The organism is Paenibacillus suaedae (genome assembly GCF_032337355.1).
Classification (GTDB): domain Bacteria; phylum Bacillota; class Bacilli; order Paenibacillales; family Paenibacillaceae; genus Paenibacillus_B; species Paenibacillus_B suaedae.
Map to the genome: position 1 here is coordinate 279,458 of NZ_JAVYAA010000008.1, position 18,302 is coordinate 297,759.

Sequence of the window (18,302 nt, forward strand, 5' to 3'; positions counted from 1 at the left end):
AATCTATACACATAAATAGGACGAATACGAGCCCGGCGATTCCGCGTTAGAAGTGGAGTGCCGGGCTTTGAAATGGATAGGAACGGAGGAGATGCGTCGTGACACGATATTGGAGACGCCAAGGAGAATGGATAGAATTCATGCCCGGCAAAGCTTCGCTTCAAGATGAACAATCTACACTGGCATGGCTGATTAGCGAGCTGCGTTTGCCAAAAAAATTCGTTCATAGAATGAATCATGCGGGAGATATTCGCACTGCAGGAGATAGGCTGCGTGTGAAATGGTTTGTTGCTGAATCGGATGCTTATGAGCCCGCTGACGCACCTGCCGAGGTGTTATATGAAGATGATGCTTGTCTGGTTGTATATAAGCCTGCAGGTATGGCGGTTCATCCAACGACACCCGAGCAGGATAAGAGGCGGGACAGTCTTGCCCATGCAGTGGCATGCCACTATCTATGGACGGGGCAGGCTTCCAAGGTGCTGCATATACATCGCTTAGATGTTGATACAACCGGGCCGGTGCTGTATGCGAAGCAGCCGTGTACACAAGTGATTCTGGATGAGATGATGCGCGAGAAGAAAATTGAGCGCATCTATCATGCGATTGTTCAGGGAACGCTGACGCCGGCTTCTGGAACGGTAGATGCGCCAATAGGGAAGGATCGTCATCATCGCGGCAAATATCGGGTAAGCGATAGCGGAGCTCCTGCGATTACCCACTATGAAACACTGCAGCCCGGCTCAGAGCTGTCCCTCGTGCGCCTAACGCTGGAGACGGGTCGGACACATCAAATTCGGGTGCATATGAGTGCAAAGGGGCATCCGCTTGCGGGAGATACGCAATATGGGGGCGATGGCAAGCTCATTAGCAGACAAGCGCTTCATGGGGAGAGTTTGCGCTTCATCCATCCGCTGTCAGGAGAACAGATTGTTGTAGACGCCCCGTGGCCTGAGGACATGTTGCGCTTGCGGCAAAAAATATAGTCATGCTCCTCTCTTTCCTCCCATATAGATGAAGTAGTGATACGAGTCTGACTTTGCGACTGTAGCTTAACATCGTTGCCATATCGCATGTACGCTGGTCACAAGGGAAGATGGCATATGAACTGCGGGAGGAGGAGCGGTCTGTGAACGAAGAATCATATGGATTGCGCTTTGATATTTATGAACGTGTGCACTTGTCCGACGAAGTGGTCGGCATTGATCAATTGGAAGAAGTGGAGTTGACACCGCACATTCAGGTCATTCCTGCTGGTGACCAGGTGACAGTGCGTGGCAGCTTGCTGCTGGCTGGGGCATATGTAGGTGCTGATGAACTGCGTAGCAGTCATTCGCTTGAGCATTGGATCCCTGTTGAAATCACACTCCCCTTAAATCGGGTGCGCAGCTTGGATGATATTTCGGTCGATATTGAGCACTTCGATGTAGACCTTTTATCAACACGTACATTAAATATTACAGGAATTTTATCGCTGCGCGGCATCTCAATGGAAAGCATAGAGCCAGCGGCTTGGGAGCCGGAGCAATTTACAGTTGTACATCAAACGGAGCTCGAGCACGATGGGGAAGAGCCAGCGTGGCTGCGTGACTACGGTACATATACACCGGCGTTCACGAAATCAGCAGAGCATGTGACTGAAGAAGTTGCAATTGAATCGGAAGTTGCAACTGAATCGGAAGTTGCGACTGAATCGAAAGTAGAAACAGAAGCTGATTATAGAGATTTCAGTCCTGTTAGGGCTTCAGAGGAACAGGAGCAAGAAGAACAAACAGAAGAACAGGCAGAGGAACAGGCAGAGGAACAGATGGAGGATCAGGCAGAAGAAGAGTTGGAAGAGAACTTCGATCGAGCTGCTGAAGACGTGGAGATTCGCGAAGTCGAAGGGGAAAGGATGCTGCCTGCACAAACCGATCATGATGCATTTGATGGAGATACTCCCCAATCTGAACGTATTCCGCTCACATGGAGTGGTTCTCAGTGGGCCAGAGAGACGCGAGATGAGGAAGAGCGGTTAGAGGTTCAGAGTGCCGAGGGGCAAGGCGAAGCAGGGCGAGCGCCGGGCAGAGCAAGTGCTGCTACGGATAGCGCAGAACACGAGCCAGCAGCGAAAATGACTCAGTTGGAGTCTCATTCACCAACCCTCTCGAATGAAGCAAATACGAATGAGCCTGTTGCGAGAAAGGAAAGTGTGCAATCCATCGAAGTAGATGCAGCTGTTCAATCAGAGGGTGAAGGTGAATCGCTCGCCTCGAATCAGGAAGTGGAGCGGGACGATATTGAAGCAGCTGCTCCATTGAATGAGCCGGAGGATGTTCCAGCAGCTGCCAAGCAGGAGATGAAGGTTGCAATCGGCAAGTCGAAAGCGAGCGAGCCGGAAGCAGCGGAACCAGTTGGATTCAGTTCGTTGCTGCAGAAGAAGCGGGAGTCTCAAGAACTGGAACGTATCCAGAAGGAAGAAGAGGCAGCGCAGCTAGCAGCAATGAATGAGGAGACAACTGGTGAGGAAGTAAAGTGGCAGTCGCTATTCCTGCAGCGTATTGATGATGAGCGGGCTTTCAAGAAGGTGCGCTTGTGTATTGTGCAGCGTTCTGAAACACTCGATACAATTGCTGACCGCTATTGCATGAATTCGAGAGAAATTGCGCTCTACAACCGCTTAGCGGAATCGGATATATCCGAAGGGCAAGTTCTGTATATTCCCACCTCGTAACGATATCTCCACTTCCTAATAGATAGGCAAGAAACCCGTATGGCTCAATGAGCGACGGGTTTCTTTGTGTCTGCATGCAGTTGTACAAGAGTACAAGCTTCAATATACATCCCACAAAAATCCAATGAAGATGAGGAATAATACAAATAGCAAAAATACGTCAAATGCTGTTGGCAGAAGCAACGTGCGAACAAATTGCAAGCAAATGATGGGGAAAAGAACCCCTTTAATGGAACCTCGAACACGACACCACCACCGTTCCATGTAAAACACCTCCTATAGTACATGTTATGAAAAATGAAAAACAGGATATGACTAATAGGGAAAGCATTTGTTAGTATCCTTTTGTGCTTCGTCTATTGACTCGCTCGGTATGCGAAGGTACAATATATCGTAAATGTTATTGTTTATTTTTATAAAGATCTGATTGAAAGACTATGAACAGGATTAGTAAGCGATTGGCCCCTTACAGAGAGCAGAGCGACACGGTGCAACGCCTGCAGGATTGTCCCGCGCTGAAGTCACCTGGGAGTTGCCCTTTTGAACGTGTCACGGTAATGTATGAACACGATGTTCATCATGTTCCGGATACGCTAGAATAGGCCGGCCGCAGCCGTTATTTGCAACTGAAGTGCCGCTCACACGATCTGTAAGATGTAAGGATCTGTACTGGGAGCGGAATAAAGGTGGTACCACGGAAGCTAAACCTTTCGTCCTTTGCGGCGTAAGGTTTTTTTATTTGCCTACGTAAGCGAATTGTCCTTGCAAATACCGAGCTATGCGCTTAGAGAAGCATGCATGGATCGAGCAGTATGATTTGCTTCGATTATATAGGCTGAACATTGTCGATTAGATACTCATGATTATGTAACGGAGGGATTTGCTTGGCAGAGAATCAAGAGCAACTGTCTATGCCTACGACGTATGATCCGAAGGCAGCGGAGCAGAAATGGTATGATTTCTGGATGAAAGGCGAGTATTTTAAAGCAGGTGAACGCAAGGATGCTGAACCATTCACAATCGTAATCCCGCCTCCGAACGTTACGGGTATGCTGCATATTGGTCATGCACTTGACTTTACATTGCAGGATATTTTGATTCGTTTCAAGCGGATGCAAGGATATGATGCTTTGTGGCTTCCAGGTTCTGACCATGCAGGTATTGCAACGCAGACGAAGGTAGAGCAGAAGCTGCGCGAAGAAGGAATCACACGCTATGATCTTGGGCGTGAAGCATTCTTGGAGCGTGTATGGGATTGGAAAGAGTTGTATGCGAATACGATTCGTGAGCAATGGGCGAAGATGGGACTGTCATTGGACTTCTCCCGTGAGCGCTTTACGCTGGACGAGGGTCTGTCTCGTGCGGTTCGCCAAGTATTCGTGAAGCTCTATGAGAAAGGTCTCATCTACCGCGGTAAGTATATTATCAACTGGGATCCGGCAGCACGTACGGCATTGTCTGATATCGAAGTTGAATATAAGGAAGTGCAGGGGCATCTCTATCACCTGCAATATCCTCTGAAGGATGGCAGCGGCACAATCACTGTGGCGACAACACGTCCAGAGACGATGCTTGGCGATACAGCAGTAGCTGTACACCCTAAGGATGAGCGCTATAAGCATATGATTGGCAAAATGCTGGTACTGCCGATTGTTGGCAGAGAGATTCCGGTCATTGCTGATGATTATGTAGATAAAGACTTCGGAAGTGGTGCGGTTAAGATTACGCCAGCCCATGATCCGAATGACTTCGAAATGGGACTCCGCCATCAACTGCCGCAAATTACGGTAATGGATGAGTCCGGTAAAATGAACGAGCTGGCTGGTCAATATCAAGGGCTTGATCGTGCAGATTGCCGCAAGCAGATCGTGAAGGATTTGCAAGAACAAGGCGTGCTGATCAAGATTGAAGATCATGTGCATCAAGTTGGTCACAGCGAGCGCAGCGGCGCAGTTGTAGAGCCGTATTTGTCTACGCAATGGTTCGTGAAGATGAAGCCGCTCGCGGAGCGTGCAATCGAAGCACAGAAGTCTGGCAAAGGTGTTAATTTTGTGCCTGATCGCTTCGAGAAGACATATTTGCATTGGATTGAGAATGTACGCGACTGGTGTATTTCCCGCCAGCTATGGTGGGGACATCGCATCCCTGCATGGTACTGTGAGGATTGCGGACACATTCATGTTGCAGAAGAAGACGCGGCTGCATGTACGTCATGCGGAAGCAACCACTTGAAGCAGGATGAAGATGTACTCGATACATGGTTCAGCTCTGCATTGTGGCCGTTCTCCACACTTGGATGGCCAGAACAGACAGAAGATCTGAAGCGCTACTATCCAACGAATGTGCTCGTTACAGGCTATGACATCATTTACTTCTGGGTATCCCGCATGATCTTTACGGCGTTGGAATTTACAGACGAAATTCCGTTCAAGGATGTGCTGATGCACGGCTTGGTGCGTGATGCTGATGGTAAGAAAATGTCCAAATCGCTTGGGAATGGTGTCGATCCGCTTGAAGTTATCGAGAAGTACGGTGCTGATGCAATGCGCTTCATGATTTCGACGAGCAGTACACCAGGCCAAGACTTGCGCTTCCGCTGGGAACGTGTAGAACAGGCTCGCAATTTTGCCAATAAGATTTGGAATGCATCCCGTTTCGCTCTGATGAACTTGGAAGGGTTCACTTATGCGGATATCGACATCACAGGCGAATTGGGCACAGCTGACCGCTGGATTCTCCACCGTATGAACGAGACTGCCCGCGAAATTACTCGCTTGATGGATGCCTATGAGTTCGGCGAAACAGGCCGTGTACTCAATAACTTCATCTGGGACGATCTGTGCGATTGGTATATTGAATTTGCGAAGCTTAGCTTGTATGGCTCGAATGAGCAAGCGAAGAAGAAGACGCAATCCGTTCTGGCTTACGTGCTTGACCGTACAATGCGCATGATCCATCCGTTCATGCCGTACATCTCAGAGGAAATTTGGCAGCATCTGCCGCACTCCGGCGAGACGGTAACACTTGCGGAATGGCCAGTATACCGTGCTGAATTCGAAGCGCCTGAGGCGGTTCGCGAGATGACACTTCTTATGGATATGATTCGCGCAGTACGCAATATTCGTGCTGAAGTGAACGTTCCGATGAGCAAGAAGGTAGAATTGATTGTGAAGCCGACTGATCGTATGGTAGAAGCGAACATTACGAACAACCTTGAGTTCGTGGAACGCTTCTGCGGTACTTCGAAGCTGGAGGTAAGCATAGAAGCTGCTGCTCCGAACAAAGCGATGACCGCTATTGTGACAGGAGCCGAGTTGTACTTGCCGCTCGCTGGCCTTCTTGACATTGATCAGGAGATTGCACGTCTTCAAAAAGAAGTCGAGCACCTGAACAAAGAAGTGGAGCGTGTCGATAAGAAGCTTGCTAATCAAGGTTTCATCGCGAAGGCGCCTGCTTCGGTCATTGATGAAGAGCGTGCCAAGCAGCGTGATTACAGTGAGAAGAGAGACAAAGTACTGGCGCGTATTACCGAATTGAAAGAAGCGTAATCAACCTGTGCGATATGTACGACCGATCCGGACGTGAGCGCTGTCTCATGCCGGTTCGGTCGTTTAATGACATCTGATAAAGGATGAGGAACTATGCCTACGACAAGCGAGACGGAAGCAACCGATTTTCCTTTTGTTCGGGTAGAAGACGCAATTGATTGGATTAATTCTTTAATTCCTTTTGGAATCCGTCCTGGATTGGATCGGATCGAACTGTTGATGGAGCGGTTAGGTTCTCCGCACCGTCGCTTGAAGTTCATTCATGTTGCGGGCACAAATGGTAAAGGCTCGACCTGTGCGATGTTAACAAGTGTCTTGCTTGCTAACGGATATGATGTCGGCACATTTACTTCTCCTTATATTGAGAAGTATACGAATCGTTTAAAGTACAACAACGAGGACATTCCTGAAGATACGCTGCTTCAACTTGTGAACAAGCTGAAGCCGTTGGTGGATGAAATCGCACAAACGCCGCTCGGTTCGCCGACGACGTTTGAAGTATCAACTGCGCTCGCCATTATGTACTATGCGACAGTGACGTTCCCGGATGTCGTCGTATGGGAAACAGGACTTGGCGGACGGCTTGATGTAACGAACATCGTGACGCCGATCGTATCGATTATTACGAATATCGGCCATGATCACATGGACATACTTGGGGATACGATTGAGAAGATTGCTGCCGAGAAAGCAGGAATTATTAAACCAGGGGTGCCAGCGGTGACGACGGTGGAGCAGCCAGAAGCGCTTGAAGTGATTAAGCAGGCTGCTGAGAAAAACCAATCTACGCTGTATGTCATGAACGAACAGTTCCGGGTGGAACTGCTCCATGCGATTGAAAATGAACAGAACTTCACATTCTTCGGCCCATTCCGTTCGATGGAAGGAATGTCGCTCACGATGAACGGAGCACATCAGTTGAAGAATGCGGCCGCCTCATTAATGGCGCTTGAAGTGCTGCGACAATATATGGCTTTCATGCTAGAGGATGCTACCACGCAAGAAGGACTGAAGCGTGCAGCATGGCCAGGGCGCTTAGAGATGGTATGCGAGAAGCCTCGCATGCTGCTCGATGGAGCGCATAATCCGGAGGGGGCAGCGACGCTTGCACAAGCGCTGCGCGATACGTACCGGTATGAACGGCTTCATATTATGATGGGTATGCTGTCGACAAAGCATCATCCCGATGTTCTACGACATATACTACCTTTAGCAGATACCGTTATTTTTACAGAACCAGATTTCCGCAAGAAGATGGATGCGGAGAGCTTGAAACATATTGCCGAGCAAGTGATGGAGGGCGAGGGCGATATACAATGTCCAACCATTCTTGTAGAGCCGGATTGGCATAAGGCTTTGGAACAGCTACAAGCGATGACAGAGCCAGGAGATTTAGCAGTAGTTACGGGGACATTATATCTGATTGCAGACGTGCGTTCTTTCGTTCTGCATCGGACCGAATCTGAAAAGGGTTGGTGAGTTCGTTTTGAATACGACGGAACATATTCATTTTATCGGCATCGGGGGCTATGGGATGAGCGCCATCGCTCGTGTCATGCTGGAAATGGGGTACACCGTCACGGGGTCCGATGTGGCCGAACAGGATTTGACGGAAAAGTTACGCAAAAAGGGAGCGACTGTACATATCGGGCATGACCCTGCCTATGTTCAGAACGCAGACACAGTAGTATACTCTACGGCTTGTCCGAAAGATAATGTAGAGCGAGTTGCAGCTGAACAGCAAGGGATTCCAGTCATTCACCGCTCACAGATGCTGGCGCGCTTGCTGAATGCGAAGAAAGGCATCGCTGTAGCTGGTGCTCACGGGAAGACGACGACATCTTCCATGATTGCTTTTGTCATGGAACGCTGTGGCGTAGATCCGACTTATATTATTGGTGGCGAAGTGACGAACCTAGGAACGAACGCCCAAGCAGGAAATAGTGAATATGTAGTAGCTGAGGCGGATGAGAGTGATGGCTCCTTCTTGAATTATCACCCTCATATAGCGGTTGTACTTAACATAGAGGCAGATCATTTGGAGAATTATGGCGGGGATTTCGAGCGATTGAAGGAAGCTTATGTACAGTTCCTATCACAAGTAAATCCGGAAGGATGCTCTGTAGTGTGTGCGGATGATCCGATTGTTGGTTCTATGCTTCCAAACTTGGGCGCAGGTGTTGTGACATACGGCATTGAGCAAGCGGCTGATTATACAGCTACAGAGATTATCGCGGAAGATCGCGGCATGACCTTTACGATGAATCATCAAGGCAAGGCGCTTGGCACAGTACAATTGTCTATTCCAGGTACGCATAATGTGTTGAATGCAATGGCGACCATTATTGTTGCTATGCGTGCAGGCATTCCGTTTGAACAGGCATCTACTGCCATCGTGGACTTTATTGGCGCTAAGCGCCGTTTCCAAGTAATTGGGGAAGAGCAGGGCGTACTTGTTGTAGATGACTATGCTCACCATCCGACGGAGATTGAGGCAACACTTACTGCTGCCAAAGCAACAAACCGTCGTATTGTTGCCGTATTTCAGCCGCAGCGTTATTCGCGGACTTATTTCCTGTTCGATCAGTTCAGCCGCGCATTTGAGGGTGCAGATGAACTGATTCTGACAGATATCTACTCTCCAGCTGGGGAGAAGCCGATTGAAGGGGTACACTCTTCGAAACTGGTTGACCGGATTCGCGAAAACAGCAACAGCAACGCACAGTACATTGCGGATAAGAATGATGCATTAGAGCATCTGAAATCAATTGTGAAGTCCGGAGATTTGGTAATCACAATGGGTGCAGGTGATATTTGGAAGACAGCGCGTGACTTAACTGAGGCATTGAAATCGTAGTATCTCTGGCAGTAAGTCAGCGATGTTCCAACAGTGGGATGTAAGTCTGTAAACAACTAGAATAGCAAGAAAAGATCGAGCTGGGGGTCAGGATTTTGGCCCTTCGTTCGATCTTTTTTTCTGTTGACTTATTGTCTTTGTCTGAGTGGATTACACAAGTCTAATAGCAACTACAGCTGCAAATAGAATACGACGGATAAAGAAAAAGCCCCGGCGCTGTACACGTAATCGGAAGGAGATAAGCCCCGAGGATAAGATTCTGCCAACCAGTACTTCTCCAGTAAACAGAACGACAATCACGCGACGGCCGATATTTCGTCTAACGAATCGACGTACCTCAGCTGGGGTCAAACGCAAGTTGCTTTTCTTGCTTTTCTTGCTGTTCATTCTATTCCCTCCTTTGCTGCGGGATTGTATATCATATGCTAGCGTTGCAAGATTTGATAGGACGCATATAGGAGGACGGACGCACTTTCTAGCCAATAATTTGTAAGGTAGGTTCTATTGGATTCGAATCTAGCATAAATCTACTAGTAACCAATAGGACAAGGTAGGTGTTCGGATATGACCAACATGCGAACGAAGATGACGTTTCGATTCGATGATTCCCAGCCTGTGAAGGATAAACATGAGATTCAGGGCATAGAGGCGAGCAAGAAGAAAGAGCGGCTTACAGATTGGGAGGAGATGTCTGATGGTACGATTGTGAATGGGGCTTCAGTTGAGCGGGCGAGCGTATCGGAACTTGAAGAGTATAGTGAATCAACTCTTATAGAGAATCGGCATCATATAGAAAAGGTCGATATAGATGATCCGAACAATGACCGGGAACAAGAAAAGGTTGAGAGCGAAGATGAACGAGTGGAGCGCTGGATTCGGGAGTCGGATCGTCAGCCTGAATGTGACATTCCGAAGAACGGTTATGCGATCCCAACCTCTATTGAAGATCCTGCCTCTAGTTCACTTAGTGATCAAGGCGAGTTGTTATGGCATGGTATTCATACACGTTCTCGCAAGCCCCCGGTGTGGAGAGTCGTTGCTTCCGTTGCGGGCGCGCTCGCAACGGGTGCCTTGTTCGGATTTCTCGCTCTGTCTCTATTCAAGGGCGAAGTATCGATGCCTAATCCAAGTGATGCAATTCCAGTATTCGCGAATGATAAGCAAGGAAAAGGTGGAGAGCCAGCATCTAAGGACACGGCATTGAACGAACAGGGAACGGTGAAGGCAGGGGATTCAGGAAGCAAGTCCTCATCTACTAGCAATGGAGGGAATTCGGCTGCAGCCGCAGCAGGTCTGTATGTGACGGATGTGAATATTCCAGAGAAAGTGTTTTACATGCTGCAATATGGTGTGTTCGCTCAGGAAGAAGGGGCTCAGAAGGCAGCGGCGGAGCTGAGAGAACTCGGGCTGGCTGCGATGGAGGAGAAGTCAGAGCAGCATCGCGTGTATGCCGCGATAGCACCTTCGAAGGAGGATGCGATGGGGTTGAGCGCGTTGCTGAAGAACAAGCAGGTGGACTTGTATGTGAGAACCTTGAACCGTCCGGCGATTACAAAGTTGGCATTCCAAGGTGACTCAGCCTCCGTGGAGCAATTTTTAGGCCAAAGTGACGTGGTGAATGAATGGTTAATGTCTCAATCGATTGCGTATTTAGAAAAAACCAATACCGAAGCATTCACTCAAGAGATCACGGAACAGCTTCGGAAGGAGCATCAGAAGTGGACACAGCAAATGAGCACCGTGCAAAAAGGGATTCCCGACCAGTCCAAGAAAGCTTGGACGGAGCTGGTTCAGAGCATGAACACAGCAATCAGTGCAGTGAATGAGTATAATAAGCAGCCTTCGTCCTCGCATTTATGGAGTATCCAGCAGGCGGTTATGCATTATCGGAATGCAGAGGCGGTTTGGTTGGGTACGATGAAGGTGTAGCTGAGAGCGGAATAGATCACATGCCAATTATATTGTTGGGAACAGAGTCTTTTGATAGGAGCGTAGCTCTTTGAAGGGGCTCTGTTTTGTATATAAGAACTTGCATTCGCATTGTTGTGAGGGGAAGGATAGAAAACTGCATGAATTTGGGATTGTTGCATAGATTACCATAAATTGTTCATCTAAATCTTGCAAAGATCATCATTTGAATGTTTGTTTCGACAGCCAGTTACGCGTATAATAGAACAGTGTCAAAAAATGGCGAGGAGCGACTACGAAAATGAGTATATCCAAATTTGAGCGACCAACGATCGTAATGGCTTCCTCCTCACCACGGAGACAAGAGCTTGTCCGTTCACTCGGTCTTCCTTATGTCGTACATCCTAGCAATGCAGACGAGACAGTGGATCCCAATCTGGATCCTGACTGTATTGTTGAGACGCTGGCACTGCGCAAGGCACAGGCTGTAGCAGATGTCCGCAAGGCGGCTGGTGAGCACGGTATTGTCATCGGTTCAGACACCATTGTCGTCTTGGATGGCGAAGTGCTGGGCAAGCCAGTGAATGAAGAGGATGCGGTTCGTATGTTGACTAGGCTGCAGGGAAGATCGCACAAGGTGTATACCGGCGTGGCGATGATTGATTCAGCGGACGAACATACAGAAGTTGCGCATGGTGTAACCACAGTCCATATGAAGCCATGGACAGATGAACAGATACATCGCTATGTTGCAACTGGTGAACCAATGGACAAGGCAGGGGCCTATGGGATTCAAGGAATTGGCTCAACACTTGTCACGCAAATTGAAGGCTGTTATTTCAACGTAGTTGGATTGCCGTTGTCGCTTGTTAGCGATATGCTGGCTTCGTATGGCATTATCATCCCGTAATGGGCGCTGCCAGTATGGAGCAGCAAGGTGGAGCAGTAATTGTAAATGAGATAAGATGAATATGAAATGTTGAATGCAAGACGGTCCTAGGAACAGCGGATGCCGACCAATGGTGCTTCGTCGGTGCATGATGGCGACCGGACAATCGACTACAGGGGGTTGTAAGATGGGACATAGTCCACTTCTACGCGATCTTCCCCATGAAGAACGTCCGAGAGAACGCATGATGCAATATGGGGCAGAGTCATTAAGTCATGCTGAATTACTTGCAATATTACTGCGTACAGGCACGAAAAATGAATCGGCCATTACATTAGCGCAGCGAATATTGAATCACGTAGGACAGCTTCGGCATTTGCACGATATGTCTGTGACAGAGTTGACAGCGATTCGTGGTATTGGCGACGCTAAGGCACTGCAGCTAAAAGCAGGATTAGAGCTTGGACGCCGTATGTCGCGTTCTCGTCTTGAGGATGCACTGCAGGTACGACGGCCGCAAGATGCAGCCGATCTGCTTATGGAGTCGATGCGATACTATGACAAGGAACATTTTATTTGTTTGTTTCTGAATACGAAGAATCGAATTATGGCACAGGAGACGGTTACGATCGGAATCCTGGATGCATCTTTGGTACATCCCCGCGAAGTTTTCAAGGCTGCCCTGAAGTGTGGTGCAGCTTCCATCATTTGTGCTCACAATCACCCAAGCGGAGATCCAACACCGAGTCCAGAGGATGTAGCGCTTACTAGGCGGCTCATGGAAGCTGGAGAAATTGTTGGTATCGAACTGCTGGATCACTTGGTTATTGGCGATAACCAATATGTGAGTTTGAAGGAACGCGGGCTCATGTAATATAATGATTGAGATTGAAGGTTATAAAAAGGAGATTAACATCATGTTGGGTGGCTTTACGAAAGATTTAGGTATTGACTTGGGAACTGCTAATACATTGGTCTATGTACGCGGTAAAGGTGTCGTCGTGCGCGAACCGTCTGTGGTAGCAATCCGCACAGATTCGAAGACGATTGAAGCGGTAGGAGAATCAGCGAAAAATATGATTGGACGTACGCCGGGGAATATCCGTGCAATCCGTCCAATGAAGGACGGCGTCATCGCTGACTTCGACACAACTGCTACTATGATAAAATATTTTATTCGGCAAGCTCAGAAGCAGCGTTCGCTGTTTCCGCGTCATCCGAACGTAATGGTATGTGTGCCTTCTGGTATTACTGCTGTTGAACAGCGTGCAGTTGAAGATGCTACGAAGCAAGCAGGTGCTAGAGAAGCTTATACGATTGAAGAGCCGTTCGCGGCAGCAATTGGTGCTGACTTGCCTGTATGGGAACCAACAGGAAGTATGGTCGTTGATATTGGTGGCGGTACAACTGAAGTAGCGGTGATCTCCCTTGGAGGTATCGTGACATGCCGTTCCGTTCGCGTTGCAGGCGACGAAATGGACGAAGCAATTATTCAATTCATTAAGCGCCAATACAACTTGATGATTGGTGAGCGTACAGCTGAACAGCTGAAGATGGATATCGGCTCGGCTATGGGGCTTGATGAAGAAGAGCAGATGGAGATTCGCGGTCGCGACTTGCTGACAGGTCTTCCGAAGCCGCTCACGATCTCCTCGAACGAAATTACAGATGCTTTGGCTGATACAGTGAGCTCTATTGTTGAAGCTGTTAAGGTAACATTGGAGAAATGTCCTCCTGAGCTTGCAGCTGATATTATGGATCGCGGTATTGTATTGACAGGTGGCGGCGCTTTGCTTCGTAATTTGGATAAGCTGCTTGCTCGTGAGACTGGCATGCCGGTCATCGTGGCAGAGAATCCGCTTGATTGCGTAGCGATTGGTACTGGACGCGCGCTTGATAATATTCATTTGTTCAAGGGACGCAGCAGCTCTGCGCTTCGTTCCAAACGATAAGAATACGCCCATGAGGGAGTCTGATACCCGCGTCGATTCGTTCCAACGACGCGGGCATTGTTATCACTGAAGGTTGCTGCCAAGCCTAATGCTTGGGCATAAGCTTGCGGAAACGACTTCATGATGGCAAGTGGACATCGTGAGCGACCTCTTTTCTGAGGGAACGAGTACCTCTTTACGATGAGAAGGTGTTAATACTGTTTAAGCTTCTGGGGAACAAACGTTTATTTTTGATGTTGTTTGGCCTTATTTTGTTTATTGCGTTAATGGGGTTTACACTAGGCGGACGCCTAAACCTTACTTGGCCAGAGAAATTTGTGCATGATACGGTAACCTTTGTGCAGCAAATATTCTACAGACCGGCATCGTATGTATCGAATTTCGTGAAGGATGTCTCCAGTCTGAAGGAACTGCACGAAGAAAATGAGCAATTGAAGACGATGCTCGCGCAATATACAAGGGATAAGGCCTACTACAATTCGGTTGCGGCAGAAAATAAGAGACTTCTAGACGATCTGGAATTTACGGAGCGTCAGAAGCAGATGAATATGCCTTATAAATACCGAATTGCACAAGTGACGTCTATCAATGTGGCCGATCCATTTAACCAGACGTTGAACTTGAACCTTGGCTCGAAAAATGGAGTTCGTCAAGGTATGCCGGTTATATCGACGGAAGGCGTAGTCGGGATTGTCAGTCGCGTATTTGAATTCTCCTCCACAGTCCAGTTGTTGACGAATATGGATGAGAAGGATCCGAACTCACCAGCAATATCAGCTACTGTACTTGGCAAGGAAAACAAGTCTTTCGGCGTGATTGAGTCTTATGACCACAGCAGTGGTACATTCTTAATGACACGTATTCAAGAGGATGATGAGCTGGAAGAAGGAGATACCATTGTATCGTCCGGCCTTGGCGGTTCATTCCCGAAAGGTCTCGTTCTCGGCCAAGTTGTATCGCGGCAAGTAGGGGACATCGGATTGACGCATTCTGCTACGGTTAAGCCTGCTGCAACCTATCGTGACTGGCGTGAGTTGTTCATCGTTATCACACCGGACATGAAGGAGACGGGGAAAGAGGCGCAGCAATGAATCGAAACTGGATGATCGTATTTATGTTCATTCTCTTCCTGCTGGAAGGTTCACTGCTGCCTGTATTTATTCCAGATGCGTGGCAAGGACGGATTGTCCCGCAACTGGTATTCATCGTAATACTGTATCATGCCGTATATCATCATCGGCATGCTGCGTTGATGATGGGATTGGGATTCGGGTTTCTGCAGGATATTGTATATTATGGCCATATGCTGGGCCCACACACATTTAGCATGGGGCTGCTCGGATATTTGACAGGATTACTTTTTGCGTCTCGCAACACATCCATGATTACGATGATAATCATTTCTGTATTCGGCAGCTTTGCCTATCAGACGATGCTGTATGCAGCTTACCGACTGTTTGGCTTGCATGGAATGACATTCGAATATGCGATATTCGATTTTATGATTCCAAGCTTGATTGTACAGCTTGTCTTCTCGCTGGCCATATATGTTCCGATGCGAAGATGGTTCGACCATTTGTCTGGGAAGAAGTCTGCCGAAGATGAACAGGGGTAATAGCCGTCTTGGAATATGTTTCCAGACGGCTTATGCCTTTTTGTTATCGATAATTTCTTTTTCAACCCGGTGTTGCAGGAACTTTCCTCTTCCATCTCGAAAAAGATAAAATTGGGGAGGGACCTTTCATGACGGCCAAGTCACTGGTAACGATTAAAGGCATGAAGGACGGCCTAGTGTTCCTGCTTGACGATAAGTGTGAATTTGCAGTCTTGTTGGGCGAATTGCGCGACAAGCTTGAACATACACCGCATTTTTTCGACGGACCGATTGTATATGTCGATGTCAAGTTAGGAGCCCGCGCTGTAACAGACGAGCAGAAGACTGAAGTGCTGGATGTACTGCGTCAGCGGGGGAATTTACTCGTACGTTCGATTGAATCTTTTGAGGACAAGAAGGCGGAGCAGAAGGGGTATCGTATTGAGACGAGAACCGGCATGGTACGTTCTGGACAGGTGCTGCGCCACGAAGGAAATTTATTGTTTTTGGGAGATGTCAATCCTAGCGGAATGATTATATGCACTGGCGATGTAATGGTCCTAGGAGCGCTGCGTGGAATGGTTCATGCAGGGGCAGAAGGAGAGCTATCTGCCGTTATTGGGGCCTCGTTATTTGCACCGACGCAACTACGCATCGGGGAAATTATTAGCAGACCGCCAGATGAATGGGGTGTAACCCAATCGCATATGGAATTTGCTTATGTGCATGAAGGTGTCATGCAAATTGATAAAATCTCGCAGCTACATCGCGTTCGCAAGGACATCAATATGTTCAAAGGAGTGTAGAAGGATGGGAGAGGCAATCGTCGTCACTTCGGGCAAAGGCGGCGTCGGCAAGACGACGACATCCGCGAATATTGGTACCGCGCTTGCTTTGCTCGGCAAAAAAGTGTGCATGATCGATACAGATATCGGTCTTCGCAACTTAGACGTCGTGATGGGGCTTGAAAATCGTATCATCTATGATATCTGCGATGTTGCGGATGGCCGTTGCCGATTGAATCAAGCGCTTGTGAAGGACAAGCGCTTTGATGAGTTGTATATGCTGCCTGCCGCTCAGACGAAGGATAAGTTGGCAGTGTCTCCAGAACAGATCAAGGATATCGTTCTGGAACTGAAGAAGGAATTCGAATACGTTATTATTGACTGTCCAGCAGGCATTGAACAAGGATTCAAAAACGCGATCGCAGGAGCAGACCATGCCATCGTTGTTACGACGCCTGAGAATGCTGCGGTTCGTGACGCTGATCGGATTATTGGACTGCTGGAGAATTCGGAAGTCTCTTCACCGAAGCTGATTGTGAACCGTGTTCGCGCCAATATGATGAAGAAGGATGGCGGCATGCTTGAGCTGGATGATATTTTGCAAGTGCTCAATATCGACTTGCTAGGCGTTGTTCCTGATGATGAAATGGTTATTAAAGCGGCTAACTCTGGTGAACCTACGGTCATGAATCCAGATGCGCCTGCTGCTGTGGCTTATCGGAATATCGCGCGCCGCATCCTGGGGGATACAGTACCACTGATGCCGCTTGAACAGAAGAAAGGCGTGCTAGACCGTGTGAAGAAGTTTTTTGGAATGGGATGATTAATCAGTGTTTAACAAGCTGAAACGAATTGATTGGATTATAGTCGGTATTTTGCTCGTGTTCTCGGTGTTCAGCCCACTGGTCATCCTAAGTGCAACGCATGGGGATGCAATGTTCAGCGATACATCCATGATGATGAAGACGATTATATTCTATATTCTCGGATTTATCCTCATGTTTGCCGTAGCGCTGTTCGATTATCGATTGCTATTGAAGAGCTGGCCGATTTCAATGGGGATCACGATCCTGCTTCTTGTTGGCGTGTTTTTCCTAGGGGCGGATCTTAACGGGGCTGTTGGCTGGTATAAGCTTCCCGGAGGGCAGACCTTCCAGCCTGCAGAGCTCGCGAAGATTACCCTCATATTTGCGTTAGCGCAATTGCTAGGAAGACGGAATGGTGATCCACTCTCACTTACGAAGGACTTGCTGCCAATTGGATTGGTAACGATCCTTCCATTTGGACTAGTAGTGATTCAGCCTGACCTTGGTAACGCCATTATTTATATTGTAATACTGATTGGTATGCTATGGATCGGAGCGGTGAAATACCGGCATGTCCTTGTGGCGCTCCTCTGTGTTGCGGTCATAGGGGGGGCGGTCTACGTATCGTTCACGACCTTCAATAAAGAAGTCAAGGATTTCTTCGTGAATAAGATCGAGAAGAAGCATTGGTATGAGCGGATAAACACATTTATCAACCCAGCGGAAGCAACCAACGATGCGAAGCATCAATCCAACTATGCGATGATTGCGATCGGTTCAGGCGGACTCAGCGGTGATGGCTACATGAAGGGCGAATTGAAGCAGCGCAGCTTCATACCGTATACGTATTCGGATGCCATCTTCGTGGTAATCGGTGAGGAATTCGGGTTCCAGGGCTCGGCCCTGCTGCTGCTGCTGTACTTCCTGATGATATACAGGATGATTCTCATTTCCTTCCAGTGCTATGACTTGCGAGGGTCGTACATGATAATCGGCATTGTGTCGATGTTCGTGTTCCAAATATTCGAGAACATCGGAATGATGATCGGCCTTATGCCGATTACCGGGATTACGCTGCCATTCATCAGTTATGGCGGTACATCACTTCTCTTGAATATGATTTGTATTGGACTGGTGATGAGCATACACATTTATCAAGAGAAATATCAGATTGAGCCTTAATGGAGTCGAAGATTAGGGTCTTGGTCTCATCATTTACGAAATTAGCGCTAAGGCGGCAAAACGTCCAT

16 protein-coding genes and 1 other annotated feature are annotated in these 18,302 nt (G+C 48.1%); of the genes, 14 read left to right on the forward strand and 2 right to left on the reverse strand.

Annotated features, from left to right (window positions below; translation table 11 throughout):
- Positions 1 to 98 precede the first annotated feature (98 nt).
- Entirely contained in the window at positions 99 to 986 is an 888-nt protein-coding gene (locus RQP50_RS26160; protein ID WP_139295429.1) for an RluA family pseudouridine synthase, read from the forward strand.
- Between the two features lie 143 nt (positions 987 to 1,129).
- Complete coding sequence (locus RQP50_RS26165) at positions 1,130 to 2,713, forward strand: LysM peptidoglycan-binding domain-containing protein (protein WP_315747177.1); 1,584 nt, start codon at positions 1,130 to 1,132, stop codon at positions 2,711 to 2,713.
- Between the two features lie 99 nt (positions 2,714 to 2,812).
- On the opposite strand, the gene RQP50_RS26170 is transcribed toward RQP50_RS26165, so the two are convergent.
- Positions 2,813 to 2,977, reverse strand: a complete 165-nt coding sequence (locus RQP50_RS26170; RefSeq protein WP_162833933.1) for a hypothetical protein — start codon at positions 2,975 to 2,977, stop codon at positions 2,813 to 2,815.
- Between the two features lie 164 nt (positions 2,978 to 3,141).
- Positions 3,142 to 3,434 (forward strand) — a binding site (T-box leader).
- A gap of 190 nt (positions 3,435 to 3,624) precedes the next feature.
- On the opposite strand from RQP50_RS26170, the gene RQP50_RS26175 reads away from it, so the two are divergent.
- The 3 genes from RQP50_RS26175 (at position 3,625) to murC (ending at position 9,118) form a co-directional block, all read left to right on the forward strand.
- A complete protein-coding gene (locus RQP50_RS26175) occupies positions 3,625 to 6,261 on the forward strand; it encodes a valine--tRNA ligase (RefSeq protein WP_175560807.1) in 2,637 nt (878 codons plus the stop codon).
- A 93-nt stretch (positions 6,262 to 6,354) separates the two neighbouring features.
- On the forward strand, positions 6,355 to 7,740 hold the full coding sequence (locus RQP50_RS26180) for a bifunctional folylpolyglutamate synthase/dihydrofolate synthase (protein WP_072731581.1): 1,386 nt from the start codon (positions 6,355 to 6,357) through the stop codon (positions 7,738 to 7,740).
- 7 nt (positions 7,741 to 7,747) lie between these two features.
- Positions 7,748 to 9,118: a UDP-N-acetylmuramate--L-alanine ligase gene (murC, locus tag RQP50_RS26185; RefSeq protein WP_072731580.1), complete on the forward strand. Its 1,371-nt coding sequence runs from the start codon at positions 7,748 to 7,750 to the stop codon at positions 9,116 to 9,118.
- A gap of 150 nt (positions 9,119 to 9,268) precedes the next feature.
- Here murC and RQP50_RS26190 read toward each other — a convergent pair whose 3' ends face one another.
- On the reverse strand, positions 9,269 to 9,505 hold the full coding sequence (locus RQP50_RS26190) for a hypothetical protein (protein WP_021254213.1): 237 nt from the start codon (positions 9,503 to 9,505) through the stop codon (positions 9,269 to 9,271).
- 177 nt (positions 9,506 to 9,682) lie between these two features.
- Between RQP50_RS26190 and RQP50_RS26195 the strand changes: the two genes are divergently transcribed.
- From RQP50_RS26195 to RQP50_RS26235, 9 genes are all read left to right on the forward strand, one after another.
- The gene (locus tag RQP50_RS26195; RefSeq protein WP_315747178.1) at positions 9,683 to 11,047 is read left to right on the forward strand and encodes an SPOR domain-containing protein; all 1,365 of its coding nucleotides are present in this window, start codon (positions 9,683 to 9,685) and stop codon (positions 11,045 to 11,047) included.
- A 280-nt stretch (positions 11,048 to 11,327) separates the two neighbouring features.
- Complete coding sequence (locus RQP50_RS26200; RefSeq protein ID WP_072731577.1) at positions 11,328 to 11,936, forward strand: Maf family protein; 609 nt, start codon at positions 11,328 to 11,330, stop codon at positions 11,934 to 11,936.
- 166 nt (positions 11,937 to 12,102) lie between these two features.
- Positions 12,103 to 12,789: a RadC family protein gene (radC, locus tag RQP50_RS26205; protein WP_065293527.1), complete on the forward strand. Its 687-nt coding sequence runs from the start codon at positions 12,103 to 12,105 to the stop codon at positions 12,787 to 12,789.
- Between the two features lie 43 nt (positions 12,790 to 12,832).
- Entirely contained in the window at positions 12,833 to 13,867 is a 1,035-nt protein-coding gene (locus RQP50_RS26210; protein WP_021254217.1) for a rod shape-determining protein, read from the forward strand.
- 188 nt (positions 13,868 to 14,055) lie between these two features.
- Positions 14,056 to 14,958, forward strand: a complete 903-nt coding sequence (gene mreC, locus RQP50_RS26215; protein WP_036591306.1) for a rod shape-determining protein MreC — start codon at positions 14,056 to 14,058, stop codon at positions 14,956 to 14,958.
- Complete coding sequence (gene mreD, locus RQP50_RS26220; protein ID WP_021254219.1) at positions 14,955 to 15,482, forward strand: rod shape-determining protein MreD; 528 nt, start codon at positions 14,955 to 14,957, stop codon at positions 15,480 to 15,482. The genes mreC and mreD overlap by 4 nt, the downstream gene beginning before the upstream one ends.
- Positions 15,483 to 15,610: 128 nt before the next feature.
- Positions 15,611 to 16,267: a septum site-determining protein MinC gene (gene minC, locus RQP50_RS26225; RefSeq protein WP_065293529.1), complete on the forward strand. Its 657-nt coding sequence runs from the start codon at positions 15,611 to 15,613 to the stop codon at positions 16,265 to 16,267.
- A 4-nt stretch (positions 16,268 to 16,271) separates the two neighbouring features.
- Positions 16,272 to 17,069, forward strand: a complete 798-nt coding sequence (gene minD / locus RQP50_RS26230) for a septum site-determining protein MinD (RefSeq protein WP_021254221.1) — start codon at positions 16,272 to 16,274, stop codon at positions 17,067 to 17,069.
- A 7-nt stretch (positions 17,070 to 17,076) separates the two neighbouring features.
- Entirely contained in the window at positions 17,077 to 18,234 is a 1,158-nt protein-coding gene (locus RQP50_RS26235; protein WP_021254222.1) for an FtsW/RodA/SpoVE family cell cycle protein, read from the forward strand.
- The last annotated feature ends 68 nt before the right edge of the window (positions 18,235 to 18,302 follow it).

Bases quoted from the DNA above. Each gene is read 5' to 3' on its own strand.
- RQP50_RS26170 (WP_162833933.1), bottom strand. From the start codon at position 2,977: ATGGAACGGTGGTGGTGTCGTGTTCGAGGTTCCATTAAAGGGGTTCTT.
- RQP50_RS26175 (WP_175560807.1), top strand. From the start codon at position 3,625: ATGCCTACGACGTATGATCCGAAGGCAGCGGAGCAGAAATGGTATGAT.
- RQP50_RS26180 (WP_072731581.1), top strand. From the start codon at position 6,355: ATGCCTACGACAAGCGAGACGGAAGCAACCGATTTTCCTTTTGTTCGG.
- RQP50_RS26190 (WP_021254213.1), bottom strand. From the start codon at position 9,505: ATGAACAGCAAGAAAAGCAAGAAAAGCAACTTGCGTTTGACCCCAGCT.
- RQP50_RS26195 (WP_315747178.1), top strand. From the start codon at position 9,683: ATGACCAACATGCGAACGAAGATGACGTTTCGATTCGATGATTCCCAG.
- RQP50_RS26200 (WP_072731577.1), top strand. From the start codon at position 11,328: ATGAGTATATCCAAATTTGAGCGACCAACGATCGTAATGGCTTCCTCC.
- radC (WP_065293527.1), top strand. From the start codon at position 12,103: ATGGGACATAGTCCACTTCTACGCGATCTTCCCCATGAAGAACGTCCG.
- RQP50_RS26210 (WP_021254217.1), top strand. From the start codon at position 12,833: ATGTTGGGTGGCTTTACGAAAGATTTAGGTATTGACTTGGGAACTGCT.
- mreD (WP_021254219.1), top strand. From the start codon at position 14,955: ATGAATCGAAACTGGATGATCGTATTTATGTTCATTCTCTTCCTGCTG.
- minC (WP_065293529.1), top strand. From the start codon at position 15,611: ATGACGGCCAAGTCACTGGTAACGATTAAAGGCATGAAGGACGGCCTA.
- minD (WP_021254221.1), top strand. From the start codon at position 16,272: ATGGGAGAGGCAATCGTCGTCACTTCGGGCAAAGGCGGCGTCGGCAAG.